At 70.3% G+C, this 23,363-nt stretch carries 23 protein-coding genes; 4 read left to right on the forward strand and 19 right to left on the reverse strand.

The annotated features are described in order from the left end of the window. Complete coding sequence (locus BN940_RS03205; protein WP_043685671.1) at window positions 1-780, forward strand: HesA/MoeB/ThiF family protein; 780 nt, start codon at window positions 1-3, stop codon at window positions 778-780. On the opposite strand, the gene BN940_RS03210 is transcribed toward BN940_RS03205, so the two are convergent. The 6 genes from BN940_RS03210 to BN940_RS18275 form a co-directional block, all read right to left on the reverse strand. After that, window positions 710-1,450: a pyrimidine 5'-nucleotidase gene (locus tag BN940_RS03210; protein ID WP_052355567.1), complete on the reverse strand. Its 741-nt coding sequence runs from the start codon at window positions 1,448-1,450 to the stop codon at window positions 710-712. The two genes, BN940_RS03205 and BN940_RS03210, sit on opposite strands and share 71 nt — an antisense overlap. 125 nt (window positions 1,451-1,575) lie before the next feature. Further along, window positions 1,576-2,481, reverse strand: coding sequence for an acetylglutamate kinase (argB, locus tag BN940_RS03215; RefSeq protein WP_043680088.1), 906 nt, complete (start codon window positions 2,479-2,481; stop codon window positions 1,576-1,578). Window position 2,482: 1 nt separating this feature from the next. Then, window positions 2,483-2,977, reverse strand: coding sequence for a peroxiredoxin family protein (locus tag BN940_RS03220; protein ID WP_043680091.1), 495 nt, complete (start codon window positions 2,975-2,977; stop codon window positions 2,483-2,485). Between the two features lie 76 nt (window positions 2,978-3,053). Next, complete coding sequence (locus BN940_RS03225; protein ID WP_043680094.1) at window positions 3,054-3,770, reverse strand: BON domain-containing protein; 717 nt, start codon at window positions 3,768-3,770, stop codon at window positions 3,054-3,056. Continuing rightward, complete coding sequence (locus tag BN940_RS03230) at window positions 3,770-4,363, reverse strand: phosphoheptose isomerase (protein ID WP_043680097.1); 594 nt, start codon at window positions 4,361-4,363, stop codon at window positions 3,770-3,772. Before BN940_RS03230 ends, BN940_RS03225 begins: the two co-directional genes overlap by 1 nt. A 211-nt stretch (window positions 4,364-4,574) precedes the next feature. Beyond that, window positions 4,575-5,156 (reverse strand): YraN family protein, encoded by a 582-nt coding sequence (locus BN940_RS18275; protein ID WP_084330487.1) that lies wholly within the window; start codon window positions 5,154-5,156, stop codon window positions 4,575-4,577. A gap of 36 nt (window positions 5,157-5,192) precedes the next feature. Here BN940_RS18275 and rsmI point away from each other — a divergent pair, with 36 nt between their 5' ends. Then, window positions 5,193-6,119, forward strand: coding sequence for a 16S rRNA (cytidine(1402)-2'-O)-methyltransferase (gene rsmI, locus BN940_RS03240; RefSeq protein WP_043680100.1), 927 nt, complete (start codon window positions 5,193-5,195; stop codon window positions 6,117-6,119). A 247-nt stretch (window positions 6,120-6,366) separates the two neighbouring features. On the opposite strand, the gene BN940_RS03245 is transcribed toward rsmI, so the two are convergent. The 10 genes from BN940_RS03245 to BN940_RS03290 form a co-directional block, all read right to left on the reverse strand. After that, the gene (locus BN940_RS03245; RefSeq protein WP_242404259.1) at window positions 6,367-7,422 is read right to left on the reverse strand and encodes a septal ring lytic transglycosylase RlpA family protein; all 1,056 of its coding nucleotides are present in this window, start codon (window positions 7,420-7,422) and stop codon (window positions 6,367-6,369) included. Next, window positions 7,419-8,294 (reverse strand): RNase adapter RapZ, encoded by an 876-nt coding sequence (gene rapZ / locus BN940_RS03250; protein WP_043680104.1) that lies wholly within the window; start codon window positions 8,292-8,294, stop codon window positions 7,419-7,421. Before rapZ ends, BN940_RS03245 begins: the two co-directional genes overlap by 4 nt. A 91-nt stretch (window positions 8,295-8,385) precedes the next feature. Next, the gene (hprK, locus tag BN940_RS03255) at window positions 8,386-9,324 is read right to left on the reverse strand and encodes an HPr(Ser) kinase/phosphatase (RefSeq protein WP_043680107.1); all 939 of its coding nucleotides are present in this window, start codon (window positions 9,322-9,324) and stop codon (window positions 8,386-8,388) included. Continuing rightward, window positions 9,296-9,793, reverse strand: a complete 498-nt coding sequence (locus BN940_RS03260; RefSeq protein ID WP_052356026.1) for a PTS sugar transporter subunit IIA — start codon at window positions 9,791-9,793, stop codon at window positions 9,296-9,298. Before BN940_RS03260 ends, hprK begins: the two co-directional genes overlap by 29 nt. 104 nt (window positions 9,794-9,897) lie before the next feature. Beyond that, window positions 9,898-10,221 carry a ribosome hibernation-promoting factor, HPF/YfiA family gene (gene hpf, locus BN940_RS03265; RefSeq protein ID WP_043680110.1) on the reverse strand — a complete coding sequence of 108 codons (324 nt, stop codon included), beginning with the start codon at window positions 10,219-10,221 and terminating at the stop codon, window positions 9,898-9,900. A gap of 228 nt (window positions 10,222-10,449) precedes the next feature. Beyond that, complete coding sequence (lptB, locus tag BN940_RS03270) at window positions 10,450-11,238, reverse strand: LPS export ABC transporter ATP-binding protein (RefSeq protein ID WP_043680113.1); 789 nt, start codon at window positions 11,236-11,238, stop codon at window positions 10,450-10,452. A 5-nt stretch (window positions 11,239-11,243) separates the two neighbouring features. Then, on the reverse strand, window positions 11,244-11,846 hold the full coding sequence (gene lptA / locus BN940_RS03275; protein ID WP_043680116.1) for a lipopolysaccharide transport periplasmic protein LptA: 603 nt from the start codon (window positions 11,844-11,846) through the stop codon (window positions 11,244-11,246). Further along, a complete protein-coding gene (gene lptC / locus BN940_RS03280) occupies window positions 11,843-12,460 on the reverse strand; it encodes an LPS export ABC transporter periplasmic protein LptC (protein ID WP_043680119.1) in 618 nt (205 codons plus the stop codon). The genes lptA and lptC overlap by 4 nt, the downstream gene beginning before the upstream one ends. After that, window positions 12,457-13,059 (reverse strand): KdsC family phosphatase, encoded by a 603-nt coding sequence (locus tag BN940_RS03285; RefSeq protein ID WP_043680122.1) that lies wholly within the window; start codon window positions 13,057-13,059, stop codon window positions 12,457-12,459. Before BN940_RS03285 ends, lptC begins: the two co-directional genes overlap by 4 nt. Further along, window positions 13,059-14,045 (reverse strand): KpsF/GutQ family sugar-phosphate isomerase, encoded by a 987-nt coding sequence (locus BN940_RS03290; RefSeq protein ID WP_043680125.1) that lies wholly within the window; start codon window positions 14,043-14,045, stop codon window positions 13,059-13,061. The genes BN940_RS03285 and BN940_RS03290 overlap by 1 nt, the downstream gene beginning before the upstream one ends. A 105-nt stretch (window positions 14,046-14,150) precedes the next feature. On the opposite strand from BN940_RS03290, the gene BN940_RS03295 reads away from it, so the two are divergent. Beyond that, window positions 14,151-14,705 (forward strand): adenine phosphoribosyltransferase, encoded by a 555-nt coding sequence (locus BN940_RS03295; protein WP_043680129.1) that lies wholly within the window; start codon window positions 14,151-14,153, stop codon window positions 14,703-14,705. Window positions 14,706-14,786: 81 nt separating this feature from the next. Here BN940_RS03295 and BN940_RS03300 read toward each other — a convergent pair whose 3' ends face one another. The 3 genes from BN940_RS03300 to BN940_RS03310 all read right to left on the reverse strand — a co-directional run bounded on the left by BN940_RS03300 (window position 14,787) and on the right by BN940_RS03310 (window position 21,585). Further along, window positions 14,787-18,719 (reverse strand): DUF3683 domain-containing protein, encoded by a 3,933-nt coding sequence (locus BN940_RS03300; protein ID WP_043680133.1) that lies wholly within the window; start codon window positions 18,717-18,719, stop codon window positions 14,787-14,789. Between the two features lie 122 nt (window positions 18,720-18,841). Next, complete coding sequence (locus BN940_RS03305) at window positions 18,842-19,471, reverse strand: YqaA family protein (RefSeq protein ID WP_043680136.1); 630 nt, start codon at window positions 19,469-19,471, stop codon at window positions 18,842-18,844. 164 nt (window positions 19,472-19,635) lie between these two features. Then, window positions 19,636-21,585, reverse strand: a complete 1,950-nt coding sequence (locus BN940_RS03310) for a bifunctional diguanylate cyclase/phosphodiesterase (protein ID WP_052355568.1) — start codon at window positions 21,583-21,585, stop codon at window positions 19,636-19,638. A 159-nt stretch (window positions 21,586-21,744) separates the two neighbouring features. Between BN940_RS03310 and ilvA the strand changes: the two genes are divergently transcribed. After that, window positions 21,745-23,253: a threonine ammonia-lyase, biosynthetic gene (gene ilvA / locus BN940_RS03315; RefSeq protein WP_043680139.1), complete on the forward strand. Its 1,509-nt coding sequence runs from the start codon at window positions 21,745-21,747 to the stop codon at window positions 23,251-23,253. The last annotated feature ends 110 nt before the right edge of the window (window positions 23,254-23,363 follow it).

A 23,363-nucleotide genomic window follows, 5' to 3' on the forward strand; every position in this document is an offset into this window, starting at 1 on the left:
CTGGACGATGCGCGGCTGACGCGCTATGCCCGGCACATCCTGCTCGACGAGCTGGGCATCGAGGGCCAGGAGCGCCTGCTGGCCGCCCGGGCGCTCATCGTCGGCGCGGGCGGCCTGGGGTCCCCGGCGGCGCTGTACCTGGCCGCCGCGGGCGTGGGGCGCATCACCCTGGTGGACGACGACGTCGTCGAACTCAGCAACCTGCAGCGCCAGATCCTGCATGCCATGGCCGGCCTGGGACGGCCCAAGGCCGAATCGGGCCGGGACGCCCTGCTGGCGCTGAATCCCGACGTCCAGGTGCGCGCGCTGGTGGAACGCCTGGACGACTCGCGCCTGCGCGAGCTGGTCCTGGAGGCCGACGTGGTCCTGGACTGCTGCGACAATTTCGCCACCCGGCACGCCATCAACCGCGCCTGCGTGGCGGCCCGCAAGCCCCTGGTCTCGGGGGCGGCGATCAAGTTCTCCGGCCAGATCAGCGTCTACGACCTGCGCGACGCCGACGCGCCCTGCTATCACTGTCTGTTTCCGGAGGCCGACGACGTCGAGGAACTGCGCTGCGCCACCACCGGGGTGCTGGGCCCCCTGGTGGGCATGGTGGGCAGCGTCCAGGCGGCCGAGGCCATCAAGGTGATCACGGGCATGGGCGAGCCCCTGGTCGGACGGCTGCTGTCGGTCGATGCCCTGCGCATGCAGTGGCACACGATCCGTTTCAGGCGCGATCCCGACTGCCCGGCATGCGCCCGGCGCGGGCCTGCAGCAGCAGGGTCCCCAGGCGGTTGATCCGCGCATCCACGTACAGGTCGCGGCCGTTGCGCTGGCGCGAGAACGGCGTGCCCGGGTGGTACAGCCAGACGGTGCGCATGCCGGCCTGGCGGGCCGATTTCAGGTTGCGCTCGGTGTCCTCGACCAGGATGATCCGGCGGGCGGGCACGCCCAGCCGGGCGGCCACCATGCGCATCAGGCCCGGCGAGGGCTTGGGCCGCGCCAGCCCCATGGGCATCATGTGGTCGATGGCCCACAGGCCGTCGAATTCCTGCAGGATCCCCAGCGCATCCAGCACCCGGCGGGCGTAGTGGGCGGGGGCGTTGGTCAGCACGATGCGCCTGCCCGGCAGGCCGCGCAGCCGGGCGGCCAGGCCGGTCTCGGCGTGCACCAGCGGGGCGATGTCGAAATCGTGGCAGGTGGCCAGGAACTGGCGCAGGTTCACCCCGTGGTGGCGCGCCAGGCCGATGGCGGTGGCGCCGTAGCGCTGCCAGTAGCGCAGGCGCAGGGCGTCGGCCTGGTCCTGGGGCAGGTCCAGCGTCCGTGCCACGGCGGCGCCCATGCGCCGGTCGATGGCGCGGAAGATGCCGCGCGAGGCGTCGTGCAGGGTGTTGTCCAGGTCGAACAGCCAGACCGGATCGTCGGGCCCGAGGGGCCGACGGCGCCGCAGGGGGCTGGGGGCGTGCATCGGGCCCCCTGGGCGCTTCGCGCCGTCCTCCCGGAAGGGATTTCTCGCCGGGGGCGGCGCCGCGCTCGCGGCGGGAGCGCCGGCGGCTCCCGCGGGCGATGCGCATTGCCGCATGGGGTGGCGCATCAGTGCGAGCTGATCATGGTGCCCACGCCGCGGTCCGTGAGGATTTCCAGCAGCAGGCAGTGGGGCACGCGGCCGTCGATGATGTGCACCGAATTCACGCCATGGCGGGCGGCGTCCAGCGCAGAGGAGATCTTGGGCAGCATGCCGCCCGACAGCGTGCCGTCCTGGAACAGGGCGTCGATGGTCTGGGCCGACAGGCTGCGCAGCAACTGGCCGTTCTTGTCCAGCACCCCCGGGGTGTTGGTCAGCATGACGAGCTTTTCGGCGCCCAGGACCTCGGCCATCTTGCCGGCGACGACGTCGGCGTTGATGTTGTAGGCCTGGCCGTCCTCGCCGTAGCCGATGGACGAGATGATGGGGATGAACTGGTCGTCCTGGAGCGCCTTGACCACGGCCGGCTCGACGCGTTCGATGTCGCCCACGAAGCCGATGTCCAGCGTCTGGCCGGGATGGTCGGGGTCGGGCATGAGCTTCTTGCGCGCCCGGATCAGGCAGCCGTCCTTGCCGGTCAGGCCCACGGCCTTGCCGCCGGCCTCGTTGACCATCATGACGATGTCCTGCTGGACCTGGCCGGCCAGCACCCATTCGACGACTTCCATGGTTTCGGCGTCGGTGACGCGCATGCCCTGGATGAAGGTGCCTTCCTTGCCGATGCGCTTGAGCGCGCTGTTGATCTGCGGGCCGCCGCCGTGCACCACCACCGGGTTCAGGCCGACGAGCTTGAGCAGCACCACGTCGTGGGCGAAGCTGCGCTGCAGCTGTTCGTCGGTCATGGCGTTGCCGCCGTACTTGATGACGACGGTCTTGCCGTGGAAGCGGCGGATGTAGGGCAGGGCTTCGGAGAGGACCTCGGCCTTGAGGGCGGCCGGCGTTTGGGGGGCGATGTCCGCGTCGGTGTTCGTCATGTCAGGATGCCAGCGCCTGTTCGACCGTGGCCATGAAGGCCTTTTCGTCGTAGTTGCCGAGATAGCGTTTGATGATGCGGCCCTGCTTGTCGATCAGGAAGGCCGTGGGCGTCAGGCGCACGTCGCCGAAGGCCCGGGCGATCTTGCCCTGGGCGTCGATGACCACCGGGAAGGGCAGCTGGCGCGTTTCGGTGAAGTTCTTGACGTAGTTGGGCGGGTCGTACTGCATGGCCACGCCGATGGTGTCGAAGCCGCGGGATTTCAGTTCCTGGTAGTGGCGGATGGTGTCGGGCATCTGCGCCACGCAGGTGGTGCAGCTGGTGGCCCAGAACTTGACCAGCACGACCTTGCCGCGCAGGTCCTGCGTGGTGACGGTGTGGCCGTTCAGGTCGGTGAAGGCGACGTCGGGCGCCGCCAGGGCCGAATCCATGGATTGCCAGGTGACGACGGCGCCGATCGCCACGACGGCCGCGATGGCGAGAAAGAGTTTTTTCATCGCAGGGCCGTCCCAAGATGAAAAGCCCCCTTGGGGGGCAGCACGCCCGAGGGGCGCAGCGTGGGGGTCATGTTTCTCATTGCACGGGCATGGTCTGCGCGCCTCCGTCGCCGCCCGCGGGCGCGGGCGTGGGGCCGGGGGCGCTGGATGAACTGGAATCGGTGACGGGCGCGGGGGACTGCTTGCCGGGATCGACGAGCAGGGTCTCGCGCGCCACGATCGTGAACAATTTTACGACTTTGTTGACCCCCGAGACGCCCGAGGCGGCGGAAGCGGCGCGGCGGCCTTCGTCCTCGGTGACCTTGCCCATCAGGTAGACGACGCCGCGCTCGGTGGTGACCTTGATGGTGCGGAAGGGCACGCCTTCGGCGGCCACGAGCTGGCTCTTGACCTTGGACGTGAGCCAGGTGTCGTTGGTGCGTACGCTGAGCGGGGTGAGGTCCCCGACCCGGATGTAGTCGTCCACCGAGCGGACCTTGGTGATGCCCCGGGCGATGGACTCGGCCCGCTGCCGGTCGGCTTCCGTGGGGACGTCGCCCAGCAGCAGCAGCCGGCCCGCGTAGGAGGTGCCCACGACGCGGGCCTTTTCGCCGAAGGTCTTGTTCATCTCGCTGGAGACGCGCAGTTCGATGGTCTGGTCGTCGACCTGCTCGCCGGCGGTGCGCCGGTCGGTGGCCACGGCGGCGGAGGTGGCGGCCGCGCCGCCGACGATGAACAGCCCGCAGCCCGACAGGGCGGACAGGCAGGACAGGCCGATCAGGAGCCGGGCGAGGGTGCGGGCGGGAACGGGCATCAGAGAGGGTCCCCCAGGAGCAGCGCGTCGATGCCGTCGCACAGGGCGTGCAGCAGCAGGATGTGGATTTCCTGGATGCGCATGGTGCGGTCGTGCGGGACGCAGAGGTGGATGTCGGTCTCGTAGAGCAGGGTGCCGATCTGGCCGCCGCCCTTGCCGGTGAGGGCGATGATCTGCATGTCGCGCTCGTGCGCGGCCTCGACGGCGCGCAGCACGTTGGGCGAATTGCCGCTGGTGGTGATGGCCACCAGGATGTCGCCGGGCTGGCCCAGGGCGGCCACCTGGCGCTCGAACACGGAATTGAAGCCGTAGTCGTTGCCCACGGCGGTCATGATGGAGGTGTCGGTGTTCAGGGCGATGCCGGCCAGCGGCAGGCGGTCGCGCTCGAAGCGGCCCACGAGTTCTGCCACGAAGTGCTGCGCGTCGGCGGCGGAGCCGCCGTTGCCGCAGGCGAGGATGCGGGCGTTGTTGGTCAGGGCGCCGAACAGCAGGTCGACCGCGGCCGCCAGGGCGGGCGCCAGTTCGCGGGCGCTGGAGCGGAACGCGTCGACGGCGTCGTCGAAATGCGACGTCATGCGGGAGGTCATGTCCATGGGACCGATTATCGCATGAGCGCGCGGCCCCGGCGCCCATGAACGTAACAGTTTGAGGGATGAGTCCGGACACGGGGCAGTCCCTGCGGACTGCTCCGTGCCTGACGAATCCGAACCGCTTGCAAGCGGTGAGGCGGACAGGCAACGCAGCATGGCGAGGCCAGGCGCCGAAGGTAAGGATCAGAATCAACCGGACAGGACCCGAGGTGTTTTACGCGCGGAAGGCGTCGCGGATCCAGCGGGGCCGGTCCGCCTCGAAGGCCACCACGTCGAAGCGGCAGGCCGGCGCCGCGCCGCCGAAATGCAGCCGCGCGAGCCGGGGCAGGAAGTGGTGCGCGGCGCGGATCAGCCGGGCCTGCTTGGAGCGGTTTACACTGGCGGCGGCGCCGCCGAAGGCCGGGTTGCGGCGTTCCCGCACCTCGATGAACAGCAGCACGGCGCCCTCGCGGGCCACCAGGTCGATTTCCCCGGCGCGGCAGCGCAGGTTGACCGCCAGGATGCGCACGCCGCGCGCTTCCAGGTGGCGCGCCGCCCGCGCTTCGGCCGCGCGGCCCTGGCGCTGGGTCGGGGACCCGGCCGGCAGCGGCCCGGTGACGGCGAGGCCGGTGGGCTTCGCAGGACCCGCAGGGTCGGCAAGGTGGGCGGGGCCCGCAGGATCGGCAGAGCCGGCGAGGCGGGCGGTGCCGGCGGTGGAGCCGGCGGCCGCCGTTCCGCTGCGCCGCAGCCGCCGCTTGCGGCGCGCCACCGCGCCGCGCTGGGCCTGCCGGGCGGCTTCGTAGGGGTCGGCGGGCATGGCAGGACATCAACTCCGCAGGAGGAAGGATCGAGTATGACGGACAGCGCAGACTGGGAAAAGGCCGGGCCGACGTGGAAACGTCACGCCGAGCTGGCGGCGGGCCAGTCCTGGCCGGCGGGCTGCCTGTACGTGGTCGCCACGCCGATCGGCAATCTGGAAGACCTGAGCCTGCGCGCCTGGGAGGCCCTGCGCCGCTGCGACGCGATCGCGGCCGAGGACACCCGCACCACCCGTGCGCTGCTGGATGCCTGGGGGATCGCCACGCCGCTGCTGGCGGCCCACCGCCACAACGAGCGCGAGGCGGCCGAGGCCGTGATCCGGCGGCTGGCCCAGGGCGAGCGCATCGCCCTGGTGTCCGACGCCGGCGCGCCCGCGGTGAGCGATCCCGGGGCGCGGGTGGTGCGCGAGGTCCAGGCGGCCGGCTACCGCGTCGTGCCCCTGCCGGGGCCCAGCGCCGTCATCGCCGCCCTCATGGCGAGCGGCGCCACCCGCGACGAGGAGCCCGGCTTCGCCTTCGCCGGCTTCATGCCGTCCAAGGCGCAGGCGCGCCGCAAATGGCTGGAACGGTGGCTCGCCTGGCCGGTGCCGGTGGTCATGTTCGAGACGCCGCACCGCCTGCGGGCGGCCCTCGCGGACCTGGCGGCGGCGGCCGGGCCGGGCCGGCGGCTGACCGTGGCGCGCGAGCTGAGCAAGCGCTTCGAGGAGATCCGCACCCTGTCGGCGGGCGAGGCCCTCGCCTGGCTGGACGGGGACGCCCACCGGGAGCAGGGCGAGTTCGTGCTGGTGGTGCACGCCGCCGAGGAAGCCGAGGCGGCGGACGAGGACCTGTCGGCCGAACAGCGCCGGCTCATGGAGGCGCTGCTGGAGGACCTGTCCGTGCGCGACGCGGCGCGCATCGGCGCCCGGGCCACGGGGCTGGCGCGCGACCGCCTGTACGCCTGGGCGCTGGCGCGGGGATGAGTCCGGATGGGGCCATTTTCAAATTGTGGCATCTCTCCACGTCGCGCCTTGCAAGGCGCTCCGATTCGTCAGGCACCGATCAGTCCGCAGGGACTGCTCGGTTCAAATTGTGGCATCTCTCCACGTCGCGCCTTGCAAGGCGCTCCGATTCGTCAGGCACCGATCAGTCCGCAGGGACTGCTCGGTTCAAATTGTGGCATCTCTCCACGTCGCGCCTTGCAAGGCGCTCCGATTCGTCAGGCACCGATCAGTCCGCAGGGACTGCTCGGTGTCCGGACTCATCCAGCGCGATCACGGGGTTCAGCCCGGCGGATTCCGCCAGCCGCGAGGCGGTGTGGGCGGCCTCGTCGCGCGACAGGTAGGGGCCCATGCGGACCTTGTAGAGCGGCGGCTGGTGGGTGACGGTGGCGGGGCCGGCCTGGCCGGCGGCCTCGATGTTGACGCGCCGGGCCAGCGCCTGGGCGTTCTGGGCCGAGGAGAAGGCGCCGAATTGCAGATAGACGCCGCCCGGCTGGCGCATGCCGGGGGACGCGGGGGCGGGCTCCAGCGGCGCCAGGGACTCCAGCGGCGCGGGCGGCGGCGCGGCGGGCAGGCTGACCGCCTGCGTCCGGACCGCGTCGGACGGCGGGGGCGCCGTGGCGGGGGCCGGCGTCGTGTCCGGCGCGGCGGCCGAGGCGGAGGCGGAAGTGGAGGCGGACGCCATCAGGGGCGCCGCCGGATAGCGCCCGGCGCGGATGTCGGCATTGGTGATGGCCTGCACCACCACCCGGCCACTGCCGGGGCCGATCAGGCCCAGCTTGGCGGCGGCCACGTAGGACAGGTCGATGATGCGCCCCGGGTGGAAGGGGCCCCGGTCGTTGATGCGCACGATCACCGAGCGGCCGGTGCCCACCCGGGTGACCCGCGCGTAGCTGGGGATCGGCAGGGTCGGATGCGCCGCCGTCATGGCGTACATGTCGTAGGTCTCGCCATTGGCGGTCCGTTCGCCGTGGAATTTGCGGCCGTACCAGGAGGCCAGGCCTTCCTGGCGGTAGGGCTGGTCCTCGCCGATGGGGATGTAGCGCACGCCGAAGACTTCGTAGGCGCGGAAATTGGCCGCGGCGTGCCGCTCGATGCGCGGCACGGCGTCGGGGATCGATTCGATGTCGGCCGGGATGTCGCGCCCCGGGCCGTCGTCCTTGTAGTAGCCGCCCGAGCGCGAGGCGCAGCCCGCCAGGACCACCAGCGCGGCGCCCAGCAGGCCCAGGGCGAGCCCGCGCGCCGCCCGCCTCGCGGCCCGCATGCCGCCCGGCGTACCGCTCATGGCCGCGGCTCCTGCAGCTTGGGGTTGCGGTGGCGCACCAGCAGGGGGGAGTGGTCGGCGAAGCGGCGGGCGAGCTGTTCGGTGACGTAGACCGAGCGGTGCTGGCCGCCGGTGCAGCCGATGGCCACCGTCAGGTAGTTGCGCGTGTCCTGCATGTACAGGGGCAGCCATTTGCGGATGAAGGCCGCGATGTCGTCGATCATGCTTTCGACGCTGCCGAACTGGGCCAGCCAGGCGGCGACCGGGGCGTCGCGCCCCGTCAGGGGGCGCAGCTGCGCGTCGTAGTGGGGGTTGGGCAGGCAGCGCACGTCGAAGACCAGGTCGGCGTCGTGCGGCACCCCGCGCTTGTAGGCGAAGGACTCGAAGGTCAGGATCACCGCGGGGCGGTCCGTCTGGACCAGGTCGCGCACCCAGGCGCGCAGCTGTCCGGGCGCCAGGTCGGACGTGTCGATGACGTGTTCCTGGTTGCGCAGGGGCGCCAGGAGTTCGCGTTCGCGGGTGATGCAGTCCTGCAGGGAAGGGTCCAGGCCCTCGTGGCGCAGGCGGTCGGTCAGGGGGTGGCGGCGCCGGGATTCGGAATAGCGCTGCATCAGGGTGTTGTCGTCGGCGTCCAGGAAGATCACGTGCAGCGCGGTGCCCATGGCGCGCAGGCCGGTCAGGATCCCGGGCAGGTCGTCCAGGTCGCCGGGCGTGCGCACGTCGATGGCGACCGCCACGCGCTCCAGGCCGCTGTCCTGGGTGCTGGCGATGAACTCGTGCAGGAAGCGCACCGGCAGGTTGTCGATGCAGGTGTAGCCGGTGTCTTCCAGCATGCGCAGGGCCACGGACTTGCCCGAGCCCGAGATGCCGGTGATGAGGACGATGTTCAGCATGGCGGGCGCGGCGAGGGAGCCACCGGCCGCGGTGGAACGAGGCCTCGGCCGGCTGCGCCTTGGGCGGCGAGGCAGGGGGCCGGGCGCGCGCTCACGTCCGCGCCTCCCGGGAGCTTTCCATGATGGCCAGCGCCTGGCGTTCGATGAAGTCGCCCATGGTGTCGATGCCGCGCAGGCTGAGGATGGTGTTGCGCACGGCGGCCTCGACCAGCACGGCCAGGTTGCGGCCCGCCGCGACCTGCAGCATCACGCGGCGGATCGGGATGCCCAGGATGTCCTGGTATTCGTCCTGGGTCGGCAGGCGCTCGAAGGTTTCCGGGGTCATGCGCACCAGATGCACGATGAGCTTGATCTTCATCTTGCGCCGCACCGAGGTCTCGCCGAAGATCGTGCGGATGTCCAGCAGGCCCAGGCCGCGGACTTCCAGCAGGTTCTGCAGCAGGGCCGGGCACTGGCCCTCGACGAAGTTGGGCGCGGTGCGCGAGAGTTCGACGGCGTCGTCGGCCACCAGCCCGTGGCCGCGGGAAATCAGCTCCAGGGCCAGCTCGCTCTTGCCCAGGCCCGATTCGCCGGTGATCAGCACGCCCAGGCCCAGCACGTCCATGAAGACGCCGTGGACCGTGGTCTTGGGCGCCATCCGCTTGCCCAGGTAGATGCGCAGGAGGTCGATCAGCAGGGCGGCGTCGATGGGCGTCGCCAGCAGCGGGATGTCGTGGTCCAGGCAGTAGGCCCGCAGGTCGTCGGGGGCCCGCGTGCCGGACGCCAGGACGATGGCCGGAACGCCGCCGGCCACCAGGTCGTCCAGGTGGTGCAGACGCCGGCGCGGTTCGAGCCGCGTGTAGTAGGACATTTCCTCGGCGCCGAAGACCTGGATGCGGCCCGGGTGGATCAGGTTCAGGTGGCCGATCAGATCGGCGGCGGCGCCGCCGGTGTCGGAAATCAGGCGGTGCGCGGCGGCTTCCTTGCCCGAGACCCAGGAGAAGGCGATCTTCTCGGTGTTGTCACGAATCAGCTCTTGGATGGTCAGCATGTTCAGGGGCCGGGGCGCTCGCGCCAGTCAGGATGAGTTGGTGGACTTCCCGAGGGTCCGTGGACTGCGTCAGGGTCTGGCGGATGCCGGCGTCGGACATCAGGCGGGCGATGCCGGCCAGCAGGTCCAGGTGGGCCTGGGTGGCGGTTTCCGGTATCAGCAGGAAGAACAGCAGGCGGGCGGTGCGGCCGTCGTTGGCGTCGAAGCGCACGGGTTCGGCGAGCCGGACGAAGGCGGCGTGGGGCTCGCGCAGGTCCTTGAGCCGCCCGTGGGGGATGGCGACCTCGTGGCCCAGGGCGGTCGAGCCGAGCCGTTCGCGTGCCAGCAGGCTGTGGAACACCGCCGTGCGGGCGACGCCCTGATGGTTTTCAAACAGCAGGCCGGCGTGCTCGAAGGCACGCTTCTTGCTGGTGGCAGCCAGGTCCAGGACGATGTTGTCGGGCGGCAGGATGCGGGCAGTGAGATTCATGGCGTCCATTATAGGTAAATGGGCCGCAAACAATATGGCCCCGGACGATCGTCTCGAGGCCATGTGCTCATCCGGGCCGGGAGAAGCGGCCCTGCCAGGTGCCGTCAGGCGGGGATTTCCTGGCGCTTCGGGGGTTCGTGGACGTGGTTCTGAGCCTTGGTCTTGTACTTGATGACCTGGCGGTCGGCCTTGTCGACCAGCAGATCGATGGCCGCGTACAGGTTGTCATCCGAGGCTTCGCAGTGCAGGTCCTTGCCACGCAGGCGCATGGTGATTTCGGCGGTGTGCTTGAGGGGCTCGATCGAGAGCATGACCTGGGTGTCGATGACCTGATCGAAGTGCCGCAGCACGCGTGCCGTCTTGGTTTGGACGTATTCGCGGATGGCCGGGGTGATTTCCAGATTGCGACCGGTGATTGTCAGGCTCATATGCAGACTCCTTGCGGAAAGACGGGGAGGGTTCCGGGGGAACCGGGTACGGACGGGATTGGCCTCCTTTTCTGACAGTTCGATGACAGGTCCAGTGTACCCATTGCCCCCGCCACATCAAGGGCCCTCTTACGGTGTAAGATGGCGGGATCGGCTGGTGCGCGGAACAGTCCGCCACGGGCCATGAGGCGGGGGATTGCGCAGGTCCGGCAAAATCCCCCCGCACGCTCACATGCGGAAATTCTTCCCCAGATACACCTGGCGCACGGCCTCGTTGTCCACGATCTCGCTGGGGTGGCCGCTGGTCAGGACGCGGCCTTCGCTGATGATGTAGGCGCGGTCGCAGATCCCCAGGGTTTCCCGCACGTTGTGGTCGGTGATCAGCACGCCGATGTTGCGGCCTTTCAGGAACTGCACGATGCGCTGGATTTCGATCACGGCGATCGGATCCACCCCGGCGAAGGGCTCGTCCAGCAGGATGAAGCGCGGGTGGGTGGCCAGGGCGCGGGCGATCTCCACCCGGCGGCGCTCGCCGCCCGACAGGGAAATCGCCATGTTGCGGCGGATGTGCTCGATCTGCAGTTCGTCGATCAGGGATTCCAGGCGTTCTTCCAGGGCGGCGGCCGACAGGGCGCGGCCCTGGGAATCGCGCTGCAGTTCCAGCACCGCGCGGATGTTCTGTTCCACCGTCAGGCGGCGGAAGACCGAGGCGTCCTGGGGCAGGTAGGACAGGCCCAGCCGGGCGCGCCGGTGCATGGGGATGCCGGTGACTTCGTGGTGGTCGATCAGGATGCGGCCGGTGTCGGCCGGGATCAGCCCCACGATCATGTAGAAGCTGGTGGTCTTGCCGGCGCCGTTGGGGCCGAGCAGGCCGACGACCTCGCCGCTGTCCACCGACAGGGAAACGTCCTGGACGACGGCCCGGCGGCCGAAGGTCTTGCCCAGGCCGATGGCCTGCAGGCTGCCGGAGGCGCGGGTGGCGTCGGCTGCGCTCGAATGGGAATCGTGTGCGGGCATGAGGATCAGCGGCGGCCCGCCTGCTTGGCCTTGCACCGGGCGATGGCCTGGTCGATGCGGGACTGGGGCTGCGCCAGGGAGCGGACGCGGCCGCCGGCGGCGGCCGAATTCGGCCCGCCGAACGCCTCGTAGGTGCCGGACTTCTGGTGGTAGACGATGCGCGCGCCGCGCACGTTGTCGAAAGTCTCGCCGCAGATCTGGCGCGTCACGGTCGCCTGGCCCGTGAGGGTGATGTCGCCCGACGTGCCGGCGTAGTCGGCCTGCAGGCCGGTGGCGATGAGCGTCTCGAATTTCTCGGGGTTTTCCTGGCGGATGGTGACGAACTGGCCCTTGGCGGCCGTGGCGGTGCCGAACTGGTTGCCCTGGGCGTCCTCGCGCGTGACGAGCTTGTCGCCGCGCAGGGTCATCGCGCCGCGGGTCAGGACCACGTTGCCGGTGAAGGTGCTGACCTTGTTGACGTCGTCGTAGTGCAGGGTGTCGGACAGGATCACCGTGTCGGGTTCTTCCGCGGCGGGCGCGGGCGTGTTCTGCGCGCCGGCGGCCTGGGCGGCCAGGAAAAGGGCGCAGGCGGCGACCGATGCGATCAGGGCGGGAGACGGGATTTTCATGGGTGTGCGTTCTTTTTGGGTGCGGCGTTGCGGGCAGCCTGGTCTTCGCCCGAAATCTTGACGTCGCTGGCCGCCGTGACGGTGAGCTGGCGGGTGCGATTATCGTAGCGCATGCCCGTGCCCCGCAACGTGGAATGGCCGTTGACGACCAGCGCCGGCCGGTCGGTGTGGACCAGGTCGCGGCTGGGTTCGATGATGAGCTGGGTGCTGCGCACGTCGAGCAGCTGGTGGTCGGCGTCGGGCAGGCGTTTCACGTGGGCGTTGCCGTTGAGCACGATGCGGTCGCCGTGCTCGTCGACCGTGCCGTGGTCGGCGGTGCCTTCGGTGATGGGCGTGTCGGGCTGGTGGCCGACCGCGCGCGGCGCGGTGATCTCGTAGGCGCCGGTGTCCGGGAAGTGCTCCATGGCCTTGCCTTCGAGGCGGTTGATGGCGCGCCCGGCCGCGTCGGTGCGCACCATCACGAACCGGTCCGACCAGGAATCGCGCTCGTGCGTCACGCGCCGGGGCGGGTCCACCTCGATCGAGCGCAGGGCGTAGTCGGACGCCCACCAGGTGCCCAGCACCAGCAGGCCGAGCAGCAGCACGGCCACGAGGCTGGGCAGGCGGTCCTTCACTGGATGGCTCCGCCCAGCGTGGACAGCGAGGCGGTGAAGCAGGCGCCCAGGCGGCCCTGGGCCGCCAGGATCAGGTCGCAGCATTCGCGCACGGCGCCCGCGCCGCCGCGCAGGGTGCTGGTCCAGTGGGCCGCCTGGCCGACGTAGAAGGGAGCGTTGGGCACGCTGGCGGCGAAGCCCACGCACTGCAGCACGGGCAGATCGATGATGTCGTCGCCCATGTAGCCCACGGCCTGCAGGGACAGGCCGGCCTCGCGCGCGAGTTCCTCGACCGTGGTGATCTTGTCGCGCACGCCCTGGAGCGCGGGGGAGATGCCCAGCTCGGCGGCGCGGCGGGCCGTGATGGCGCTCTTGCGGCCGCTGACCCAGGCGACGCGGATGCCCTGCTCGCGCAGCAGGCGCAGGCCGTGGCCGTCGAGCGCGTTGAAGGGCTTGACGGCCTCGCCGTGCTCGCCGTACCAGAGGCTGCCGTCGGTCAGGATGCCGTCCACGTCGAACACCATCAGGCGCACGGCGCGCGCGCGGTCGCGGACCGTTTCCGGGACGCGGGCCAGGATCTGGGCTTCGGCGGGGTGGGAGAAACCGGGCTGTTCGTTCATCAGATGACCTTTGCGGCGAGGAGGTCGTGCATGTGCAGAGCCCCCAATAATAGCCCGTCGTCGTCCAGCACCAGCATCTGGTTGAGCTTGTGCGCGTCCATGATGGAGGCGGCCTCGATGGCCGGCGCGTCGGCCGGGATCGAGCGCGGGTGGCGGCTCATGCCGGCCGAGACCGGCAGGGCGCGGATGTCGCCGTGCTGGGCGATCATGCGGCGCAGGTCGCCGTCGGTGAACAGGCCCACGGGGCGTTCGCCCTCCAGGACGATGGTCATGCCCATGCCCTTGGCGGACATTTCGGTCAGGGCGTCGGGGATCAGGGTGTCGGGGGCGACGCGCGGCAGGGCCGTGCCGCTGCGCATGACGTCGGCCACGGAGGTCAGCAGCCGCCGGCCCAGGGCGCCGCCGGGGTGCGAACGGGCGAAGTCCTCGCGGTTGAAGCCGCGCGCCTCCAGGCAGGCGACGGCGATGGCGTCGCCCAGCACCAGGGCGGCCGTGGTGCTGGCAGTGGGCGCCAGGTTCAGCGGGCAGGCTTCCTGGCCCACGGCGGCGTCCAGCGTCAGGTCGGCGCTGCGGGCGAGTTCGGAGCCGGCGTGGCCGGTCAGGGCGATGATGCGCGTGCCCATGCGCTTGGCCACGGAAATGATGGTGATCAGTTCCTGCGCCGAGCCGGAATACGAGATGGCCAGCAGGATGTCCTGGCCGGTGAGCATGCCCAGGTCGCCGTGGATGGCCTCGGCCGCGTGCATGAAGAAGGCGGGCGTGCCGGTGGACGCCAGCGTGGCGGCGATCTTGCGGGCGACGTGGCCGGACTTGCCGAGGCCGGTGACGACGACGCGGCCGGGGCAGTCCAGGATCAGGCCGACGGCCTGCGCGAAGCGCGCGTCGATGCGGCTGCGCAGGGCCTGCAGGGCCTGGATTTCGATGCCGAAGGTGCGGTCGGCGCTGGCGCGGATCGCCTCGGGACTGGGTTGGGGATGGGCATGCATCTTGCGATTTTAAGCGTAACGGGCTCCCCGGTGAGGGAGGCGGCTTGTTAAACTGTGCGCGCCTCCATGCCCCCCGCCCCCGCCCAGCCTCACAGGACGCCCGCCATGCAAACCGATCCGGCCCAGTACATCCGCGACACGATCCGCACCGTGCCCGATTGGCCGAAGCCCGGCGTGCAGTTCCGCGACATCACGCCGGTCCTGCAGGACCCGCGCTCGTTCCGCGTGCTGATCGACCTGTTCGTCTACCGCTACATGCGCCAGCGCCTGGACCTGGTGGCGGGCATCGATGCGCGCGGCTTCATCGTGGGCTCGGTGCTGGCCTACGAGCTGAACCTGGGTTTCGTGCCGGTGCGCAAGCAGGGCAAGTTGCCATTCCGCACGGTGGCCGAGGAATACGCCCTGGAATACGGCAACGCGACGGTGGAGATGCACACGGATTCGGTGCGGCCGGGCCAGCGCGTGCTGCTGATCGACGACCTGATCGCCACCGGCGGCACGATGATGGCGGCATCCCGCCTGCTGCAGCGCCTGGGGGCCAACGTGGCCGAGGCCGCCGCCATCATCGACCTGCCCGACCTGGGCGGCTCCAAGGCCGTCCGGGAATCGGGCCTGCCGGTGTATACGGTCTGTGCGTTTGAAACAGGGCCGGAGGCCTGAGCCTGACCGCCGGCTGGCCGGCCTGCGGCTCCAGGCATGCCGCCGCAGGCCCGGCGGGGCGCGCCGCCCGGGGCCGGTCCTCTACACCAGCACCCGCTCGATGCCCCCCGCGTTGGCGGCCTTCACGTAGTCCGGCATCCAGTTCTCGCCCAGCAGGTGCCGGGCCATCTCGACCACGATGTAGTCGGCCGACAGGCCGGTGTCCTGTTCGTAGCGCGCCAGGCCCTGCAGGCAGGACGGACAGGACGTCACCATCTTCACTTCGCCCTGGAAGCCGTCGGCGCGGATGGCGGCGGTGTTCTTCGCCAGTTCTTCCTGCTTGCGGAAGCGGATCTGGGTGGAGACGTCGGGCCGCGAGACCGCCAGCGTGCCGGATTCGCCGCAGCAGCGGTCGGTCTTGATGGCGTTGCCCGCGCCCAGCAGGGATTTCACCGTCTTCATCGGATCCTGCTGCTTCATGGGCGTGTGGCAGGGGTCGTGGTAGATGTAGCGCACGCCCTGCACGCCGGCGATGTCCACGCCCTTTTCCAGCAGGTACTCGTGGATGTCGATCAGCCGGCAGCCGGGGAATATCTTGTCGAACTGGTAGCTTTCGAGCTGGTCGTAGCAGGTGCCGCAGCTCACCACCACCGTCTTGATGTCCAGGTAGTTCAGCGTCGTGGCCATGCGGTGGAACAGCACGCGGTTGTCCGTGACCATCTGCTCGGCCTTGTCGGCCAGGCCGTTGCCGCGCTGCGGGTAGCCGCAGCACAGGTAGCCGGGCGGCAGCACGGTCTGCACGCCCACGTGCCACAGCATGGCCTGGGTCGCCAGGCCCACCTGCGAGAACAGGCGCTCGGAGCCGCAGCCCGGGAAATAGAATACGGCCTCGCTGTCCGGCGCCGTGGCGGCCGGGTTGCGGATGATCGGGATGATGTGCGGGTCCTCGATGTCCAGCAGCTTGCGGGCGGTCTGCTTGGGCAGGCCGCCGGGCATCTTCTTGTTGACGAAGTGGATCACCTGCTCGCGCACCGGGGCCTTGCCCACGGTGGCCGGGGGATGGGCCACCTGGCGCCTGGCCACCGGCGCCAGCAGGTCGTGGGCCAGGCGCTGGGCCTTGTAGCCCATGCCGATCATGGCGGCGCGGGTGGCCTTGATGACGCGCGGGTCCTTCGCGTTGAGGAAGAACATCGACGCGGCCGTGCCCGGATTGAAGGACTTCTTGCCCATGCGGCGCAGCAGGGCGCGCATGTCCATGGACACGTTGCCGAAGTCGATGTCCACCGGACAGGGGTTGAAGCACTTGTGGCACAGCGTGCAGTGGTCGCCGACGTCCTCGAATTCCTCCCAGTGGCGGATGCTGACGCCGCGCCGGGTCTGTTCCTCGTACAGGAAGGCCTCGATCAGCAGCGAGGTCGCCAGGATCTTGTTGCGCGGGGAATAGAGCAGGTTGGCGCGCGGCACGTGGGTGGCGCAGACGGGCTTGCACTTGCCGCAGCGCAGGCAGTCCTTGATGGCGTTGGAGATGGCGCCGATCTCGGTGCGCTGCATGATGAGCGACTCGTAGCCCAGCAGGTTGAAGCTGGGCGTCCAGGCGCGCGTCAGGTCGGCGCCGGGCATCAGCTTGCCGGCGTTGAAGCGGCCTTCCGGGTCGATGCGGCGCTTGTAGTCCTGGAAGGGCGCCAGTTCGGCCTCGCTGAGGAACTCGTATTTCGTCAGGCCGATGCCGTGCTCGCCCGAGATCACGCCGTCCAGGTCGCGGGCGATGCCCATGATGCGGGCGACGGCGTCGTTGGCCTCGCGCAGCATCTCGTAGTCGTCGGAGTTGACGGGGATGTTGGTGTGGACGTTGCCGTCGCCGGCGTGCATGTGCAGGGCGACGAAGACGCGGCTTTTCAGGATGCGGTCGTGGGTGGCCTGCAGGCCGGCCAGGATCGCGGCGCATTCGGCGCCGGCGAAATGGCGCTCCATGGCGGCGCGGATGTCGGTCTTCCAGGAAATGCGCAGGGTGTGGTCCTGCACCAGGTCGACGATGCGCGCGTCCGGCTGGGCGGCCAGGCGCTCTTCCAGTTCGGGCCGGCGCTCGCCCAGGCCGAGGCCGGCCAGGGTGTCCAGGCTGCCGGCCAGCGGGGCGTCCAGGTGATCCAGCAGCCAGGCCCAGCGGCGGCGCACGGCGGCCAGGGTGTCCAGGGCGTCGCGGCGGCGGGCGGACAGGATGGTGTCGCGCGTGTGCTCGGCGTCGTCGGGGTCCTCGGCCTTGCCGGTCGGCAGGTCGCCGTCCAGGTAGTCCTGCAGGGCGTCGGCCAGGCGCAGCTTGTTGCGCGTGGACAGCTCGATGTTGATGCGCTCGATGGCGTCGGTGTATTCGCCCATGCGCGCCAGCGGGATCACCACGTCCTCGTTGATCTTGAAGGCGTTGGTGTGGCGCGCGATGGCGGCGGTGCGGGCGCGGTCCAGCCAGAATTTCTTGCGCGCCTCGGGACTGGCGGCGATGAAGCCTTCGCCGTGGCGCGAGTTGGCGATGCGCACGACCTCGCTGGCGGCCAGGGCCACGGCGTGCTCGTCGTCGCCCACGATGTCGCCGATCAGGACCATCTTGGGCAGGGTGCCGCGCTTGCTCTTGGTGGCGTAGCCGACGGCGCGCAGGTAGCGCTCGTCCAGGTGCTCCAGGCCGGCCAGCAGCACGCCCTGGGCCCGGCCCCGGGTGTCCAGGTAGTCCTTGACCTCGACGATGGACGGCACGGCCTGGCGCGCCTGGCCGAAGAATTCCATGCAGACGGTGCGCGTGTGCGTCGGCATGCGGTGCAGGATCCAGCGCGCGGCCGTGATCAGGCCGTCGCAGCCTTCCTTCTGCACGCCGGGCAGGCCGGCGAGGAATTTGTCGGTGACGTCCTTGCCCAGCCCGGCCTTGCGGAAGCGCCGGCCTTCGATGACGAGGATCTCGGTCTTGAGCAGGGCCTGTCCGGGGCGCCTGGCGCCGTCGAACCATTTCAGCTCGAAGCGGGCCTCGTCCACCTCGTGGATCTTGCCCAGGTTGTGGTCCAGGCGGGTGACTTCCAGCCAGTGGCCCTGGGGGTCCACCATGCGCCACCAGGCGAGGTTGTCCAGCGCCGTGCCCCAGAGCACGGCCTTCTTGCCGCCGGCGTTCATGGCGACGTTGCCGCCCACACAGGAGGCGTCGGCCGAGGTCGGGTCCACGGCGAAGACGCGCCCGGCGGCCTCGGCGGCCTCCGCCACGCGGCGCGTCACCACGCCGGCGCCGGTCAGGACGGTGTGGACGGGGGCCTCGACCCCCGGCAGGGCGACGGCCTCGACCGGCCCGATGGCGTCGAGTTTTTCGGTGTTGATGACCACCGAGCGCCAGGTCAACGGGATGGCGCCGCCGGTGTAGCCGGTGCCGCCGCCGCGCGGGATGATGGTCAGGCCCAGGCGGATACAGGCGCGCACCAGAGCGGCGATCTCGTCCTCGGTGTCGGGCATCAGCACGACGAAGGGGTATTCCACGCGCCAGTCGGTGGCGTCGGTGACGTGCGAGACGCGCGACAGGCCATCGAAGCGGATGTTGTCGCGGCGGGTCAGGCGGGACAGTTTCTTCAGGGCCGCGTGGCGCAGTTCGGCCGTTTCGACGAAGCGGGCCTCGAAGTCGGCGACGGCGGTGCGGGCGGCCGCCAGCAGCTTCTGCACCTGGGCGTCGCGCGGGCCGTGGTCGTCGTCGCGCCGGTGGTCGATCTCGGCCAGGCGATGGTTCAGGGCCTCGATCAGCAGGTGGCGGCGCTTGGGGTCGTCCAGCAGGTCGTCCTGCAGGTAGGGGTTGCGCAGCACCACCCAGATGTCGCCCAGCACCTCGAACAGCATCCGGGCCGAGCGGCCGGTGCGCCGCTGCGAGCGCAGTTCGGACAGCAGCCGCCAGGATTCCTCGCCCAGCAGCCGGCAGACGATTTCGCGGTCCGACCAGGAAGTGTAGTTGTAGGGGATTTCACGCAGGCGCGGCGCCTGGGGGGATGCGAGCAGTTCGCGGGCGACAGGGGCGTTCATGAAGATGTCGAGGAGTCTGTGCCCCTGATGGCCGGAGGGGCAATCGCTTAGTGTAAAGGCAAAACGTCCTCGATTCGGGATGAGCTTATATCGGGAGGTGATGAGGGGGAGGGGGTGGGTGCTCAAAGCCACCCGCTCACCCGCGGCCAGGCGTGCAGCAGGGCGATCGTCATGACGGCGTAGCGCAGGAACTTGCCGATGGCCATGTAGGCGACGCAGGGCCAGAAGGGCAGGCGCAGCCAGCCGGCCACGGCGCACAGCGGGTCGCCGACGACGGGCAGCCAGGACAACAGCAGCGCGGGCGGGCCGAAGCGGTGGAACCAGCGGGTGGTCAGGGCGTGCCAGCGGCCGCCGGGCGAGGGGGGGCTGGCCGGGCGCGTCGCATCCGTGCGGGGCGGGATGCCGGAATTCGTCGCCGCGCCGGCCGGGGCGGTGGCTCCGGCCGGCGATGCCGGCGGGTCATCGTGGCTGGCGGCCTGCCGGGCGCGCCAGCGGTGCCAGGCGGCCTCCGCGCCCGCGCCCATGGCGTAGCTGATCGCGCCGCCCGTCGTGTTCCCGGCGGTGGCGACCAGGACGGCGGGCCAGAACATGGCGGGCGCGATCTGCACGTAGGCGAAGACGGCCGGTTCCGATCCCAGCGGCAGCAGCGTGGCCGACACCAGGCTGATGACGAAGATCGCGGGCAGCCCGATCCTGGGCAGCGCGAACAGGACCAGCAGGGTATGGATCGAGGATTGCAGCCAGGCTTCCATGGTGGGGGAAGTGTAGCCCGGTGTGGAAGGTCGGGAAGTGTGGACCGGCCAGGGAGCCGGGGAGTGTTGCCCGGCGCGGGGACTCGGGAAGGGCCATCTGATGCGGGCTGAAAGTGCCGCCCGGCGCGGACGGTCGGGATGTATCGCCCGGTGCGGGGGACCGGTTACGACCGGGGCGCCGCGGCGCCCCGCTGCACGGGCGCGTTGGGCAGGGGTTCCCAGCGGAACCGGTTCTTGCCGGAATGCTTGGCCGCGTACATGGCGGCGTCGGCGTGGGCCACCAGGGCGTCCGGGTCCTGGCCGTGCCGGGGGTAGATCGCCGCGCCGATGCTGGCCGAAATCCGCACCTGGACGTCGTCGGCGAGGTCGAAGGGGCGGGCCAGCGCCTCCAGGATCGTGCGGGCGACGCGTTCGCAGCCTTCCAGGTCGTCCAGGCCCGCCAGGACGATGCCGAACTCGTCGCCGCCGAAGCGGGACGCGGTGTCCTCGGAGCCGGCGCGCACGCAGTGTTCCAGGCGGCGGGCCACCTGCTGCAGCAGGATGTCGCCCATCGCGTGGCCGTGGCTGTCGTTGACCTCCTTGAAGCCGTCCAGGTCCAGATACAGCACGGCTGCCAGGCCGTTGTGGCGGTTGGCCGCCTCCAGGGCGCGGGCGCAGCGGTCCTGGAACATGACGCGGTTGGGCAGCCCAGTCAGCGCGTCGTGCAGGGCGTCGTGCGACAGGCGGGTCTCCAGGTTCTTGCGGGCCGTGATGTCCTGCACGACGGCCACCAGGAAATCGGGCAGGCCGGCCGCGTCGCGCACGACGCTGAGGGCCTCGCAGACCCAGAGCAGGCTGCCGTCGCGGCGCCGGTAGGGTTTCTCGACTTCGGGCGGGGGGCCCAGGAAATGCGCCGTCAGGCGGCCGTTCAGGAAGGCGCGGGCGCCGTCCCGGTCGCCCGGATCGACCAGGTCGAACAGGGTGCGCTTGAGCAGTTCGTCCGCCTCGTAGCCCAGCATGCGGCAGAACTTTTCGTTGACCTCCAGGAGGCGGCCGTCGGGCGCGACACGGGCGATGCCCATGGCCGCCTGGTGGAAGGTGGCGCGGAACAGCGCCTCGTTGGCCTCCAGGACCTCGGTGGCCGTGCGCTGGCGCAGCGACAGGAAGAGGAACAGGACGGCGAGTCCGGCCAGGGCGGCCGTCGCGCCGCCGGCGAGGAGCAGGTAGGTCTCGCGGCGCTGCCGGGCGGGGGCCAGGACCTCGGCATAGTCCGTGCCGACGGTGATCATCAGCGGGTAGCTGCTCATCGTGCGGTAGCTGATGATGCGGGTGACGCCGTCGATGGAATCGCCGTCGTCCACGAACGAGCCCTCGGGCTGGGTGGCCTGGCGCAGGTTCCAGGGGTGCCTGCCGGAATCCAGGCCGTACGTGGGGCGCGCGCCGATCAGGCGGCTGCGCAGGGCGCCGTCCAGGCCGGCGATCTCCAGCATGTCGGAGGGGCCCGGGCGGATTCCGCCGTAGAGCGTGGCGAAGTTGGCGGGGTCCACCGACAGTACGACCACGCCGCCGAAGCCGCCGTCCGGCCGCTGGATGCGCAGGGACATGGGGATGCGCCATTCGCCGGAGATCCGGCCCAGGACGGGCCGGTCCAGGTAGAGCGTGTCTTCGCGGTTGTCGCGCTGCCGCGTGAAGAAATCGCGGTCGGCGTAGTTGACGCGGCTGGCGCCCTGCGTGCTGGTGACGACGGCGCCGGTTTCGTCGACGATGCTGAGGATGGTGAAGGCCTTGTCCCGGATGGTGCGCTGCTCGGCCCAGCGCGCCAGATCCAGCCTGGGGCCGTCGCGCAGGTACGTCTGGCGGGCGAAGACGGCGATCTGCTCGGCTTCCTTCAGGGTGCGGGCCACCTGCTGCTCCAGGGCGATGGCCAGGTTGGCGTTGGAGCGCATGGCGGCGGCCACGGCCTGGGCGCGCTCGAAGGTGGTGCGCTGCAGGGTGGCGAGCCAGATCACGCCGATGGCCGCGGCGCAGAACAGCAGGACCAGCATCTGCAGGAGGGACAGGCCAGGCAGCCGGAATCCGGTCTTGCCGGAAGCCGGAGAGGTACGGCTGCTGCCCGGCCTGGCGGACAGTGTCATCGAAAGGCTCTCCCGTCTGTGTCCGGCGCGATCCGCGCCTGAATTCGGCCTGTCATGGGTGACAGAACTTTACGGCGCCCCATCCGGTTTGTCGAGCGCGGGCGGAGTACGGACATGATATTCTTTTCGATTCCGTATCCAATTGCTGCCATTCGCGCCATGTCCGTCGATTATCTGAAACGCATCCTGACGTCCAAAGTCTATGACGTCGCCCACGAAACCGCACTGGACCTGGCGCCCCGGATTTCCAAGCGGATCGGCAACACCGTGCTGCTCAAGCGCGAGGACACCCAGCCCGTGTTCAGCTTCAAGCTGCGCGGCGCCTACAACAAGATGGCGCACCTGAGCGAGGACGAGCTGCGGCGCGGCGTCATCGCCGCGTCGGCCGGCAACCACGCCCAGGGGGTGGCCCTGGCCGCTAGCCGCCTGAAGTGCCGGGCGGTGATCGTCATGCCCGTGACCACGCCCCAGGTCAAGATCGACGCCGTGCGCGCCCTGGGCGGCGAGGTCGTGCTGTTCGGCGACAGTTTCACCGATGCCGCCGAGCATGCCGCCGAACTGCAGGCGCGCGACGGGCTGACCTTCGTGCACCCCTTCGACGACCCCGACGTGATCGCGGGCCAGGGCACCGTGGGCATGGAGATCCTGCGCCAGCACCCCGGCCCCATCGACGCGATCTTCGTGGCCATCGGCGGCGGCGGCCTGATTTCCGGCGTGGCGGCCTACGTCAAGCAGCTGCGTCCGGAAATCAAGATCATCGGCGTGCAGATGGTGGATTCCGACGCCATGGTGCGCAGCATCCAGGCCGGGCGCCGGGTGCGGCTCGCCGACGTGGGGCTGTTCTCCGACGGCACGGCGGTCAAGCAGGTGGGCCAGGAGACCTTCCGCCTGGCCCGCGAATACGTCGATGATTACGTCACCGTCGATACCGACGCCGTCTGTGCCGGGATCAAGGACGTGTTCCAGGACACGCGCAGCGTGCTGGAGCCCGCCGGCGCGCTGGCGCTGGCCGGGGCCAAGCGCTACGCCGCGCAGCACAAATGGAAGGGCAAGACCCTGGTGGCCATCACCTGCGGCGCCAACATGAATTTCGACCGCCTGCGCTTCGTGGCCGAGCGCGCCGACGTCGGCGAGGCGCGCGAGGCCCTGTTCGCCATCACCCTGCCGGAAAAGCGCGGCAGCTTCCTGCGCCTGTGCGAGGCCGTGGGCGACCGCGCCGTGACGGAATTCAACTACCGGATTTCCGACGCCGAGCAGGCGCACGTCTACGTCGGCCTGCAGATCCGCTCCGAAGCCGAAATCGAGAAACTGGCGGCGCATTTCCGCAAGCGGGACTTTCCCACCCTGGACCTGACCAGCAACGAGATGGCCAAGACCCACCTGCGCTACATGGTGGGGGGGCGCTCGGCCCTGGCCGAAAACGAAGTGCTGTACCGCTTCGAGTTCCCCGAGCGGCCCGGCGCCCTGATGAAGTTCCTGGGGGCCATGAATCCGAACTGGAACATCAGCCTGTTCCATTACCGCAACCAGGGCGACGACTACGGCCGCATCCTGGTCGGCATCCAGGTGCCGCCTGCCGACAAGAAGGCCTTCAAGGAATTCCTGTCCTCGCTGGGCTATCCGTACTGGAACGAAACCGACAATCCGGCCTACCGCCTGTTCCTGTAGCCTGCGGCTGCGCCCCGCAGCCGGCAACCCGAAGCCCGCCACCCGCAGCCGGCCACCCGCAGCCGGCCACCCGCAGCCCGCCACCCGCAGCCCGCCACCCGAAGCCCGCC

Source organism: Castellaniella defragrans 65Phen (genome assembly GCF_000612685.1).
Lineage (GTDB): Bacteria > Pseudomonadota > Gammaproteobacteria > Burkholderiales > Burkholderiaceae_B > Castellaniella > Castellaniella defragrans.

Coding starts and splice junctions, on each gene's coding strand:
- BN940_RS03210 (WP_052355567.1), bottom strand. CDS start 1,450: ATGCACGCCCCCAGCCCCCTGCGGCGCCGTCGGCCCCTCGGGCCCGAC.
- argB (WP_043680088.1), bottom strand. CDS start 2,481: ATGACGAACACCGACGCGGACATCGCCCCCCAAACGCCGGCCGCCCTC.
- BN940_RS03220 (WP_043680091.1), bottom strand. CDS start 2,977: ATGAAAAAACTCTTTCTCGCCATCGCGGCCGTCGTGGCGATCGGCGCC.
- BN940_RS03225 (WP_043680094.1), bottom strand. CDS start 3,770: ATGCCCGTTCCCGCCCGCACCCTCGCCCGGCTCCTGATCGGCCTGTCC.
- BN940_RS03230 (WP_043680097.1), bottom strand. CDS start 4,363: ATGGACATGACCTCCCGCATGACGTCGCATTTCGACGACGCCGTCGAC.
- BN940_RS18275 (WP_084330487.1), bottom strand. CDS start 5,156: ATGCCCGCCGACCCCTACGAAGCCGCCCGGCAGGCCCAGCGCGGCGCG.
- rsmI (WP_043680100.1), top strand. CDS start 5,193: ATGACGGACAGCGCAGACTGGGAAAAGGCCGGGCCGACGTGGAAACGT.
- BN940_RS03245 (WP_242404259.1), bottom strand. CDS start 7,422: ATGAGCGGTACGCCGGGCGGCATGCGGGCCGCGAGGCGGGCGGCGCGC.
- rapZ (WP_043680104.1), bottom strand. CDS start 8,294: ATGCTGAACATCGTCCTCATCACCGGCATCTCGGGCTCGGGCAAGTCC.
- hprK (WP_043680107.1), bottom strand. CDS start 9,324: ATGCTGACCATCCAAGAGCTGATTCGTGACAACACCGAGAAGATCGCC.
- BN940_RS03260 (WP_052356026.1), bottom strand. CDS start 9,793: ATGAATCTCACTGCCCGCATCCTGCCGCCCGACAACATCGTCCTGGAC.
- hpf (WP_043680110.1), bottom strand. CDS start 10,221: ATGAGCCTGACAATCACCGGTCGCAATCTGGAAATCACCCCGGCCATC.
- lptB (WP_043680113.1), bottom strand. CDS start 11,238: ATGCCCGCACACGATTCCCATTCGAGCGCAGCCGACGCCACCCGCGCC.
- lptA (WP_043680116.1), bottom strand. CDS start 11,846: ATGAAAATCCCGTCTCCCGCCCTGATCGCATCGGTCGCCGCCTGCGCC.
- BN940_RS03285 (WP_043680122.1), bottom strand. CDS start 13,059: ATGAACGAACAGCCCGGTTTCTCCCACCCCGCCGAAGCCCAGATCCTG.
- BN940_RS03290 (WP_043680125.1), bottom strand. CDS start 14,045: ATGCATGCCCATCCCCAACCCAGTCCCGAGGCGATCCGCGCCAGCGCC.
- BN940_RS03295 (WP_043680129.1), top strand. CDS start 14,151: ATGCAAACCGATCCGGCCCAGTACATCCGCGACACGATCCGCACCGTG.
- BN940_RS03300 (WP_043680133.1), bottom strand. CDS start 18,719: ATGAACGCCCCTGTCGCCCGCGAACTGCTCGCATCCCCCCAGGCGCCG.
- BN940_RS03305 (WP_043680136.1), bottom strand. CDS start 19,471: ATGGAAGCCTGGCTGCAATCCTCGATCCATACCCTGCTGGTCCTGTTC.
- BN940_RS03310 (WP_052355568.1), bottom strand. CDS start 21,585: ATGACACTGTCCGCCAGGCCGGGCAGCAGCCGTACCTCTCCGGCTTCC.
- ilvA (WP_043680139.1), top strand. CDS start 21,745: ATGTCCGTCGATTATCTGAAACGCATCCTGACGTCCAAAGTCTATGAC.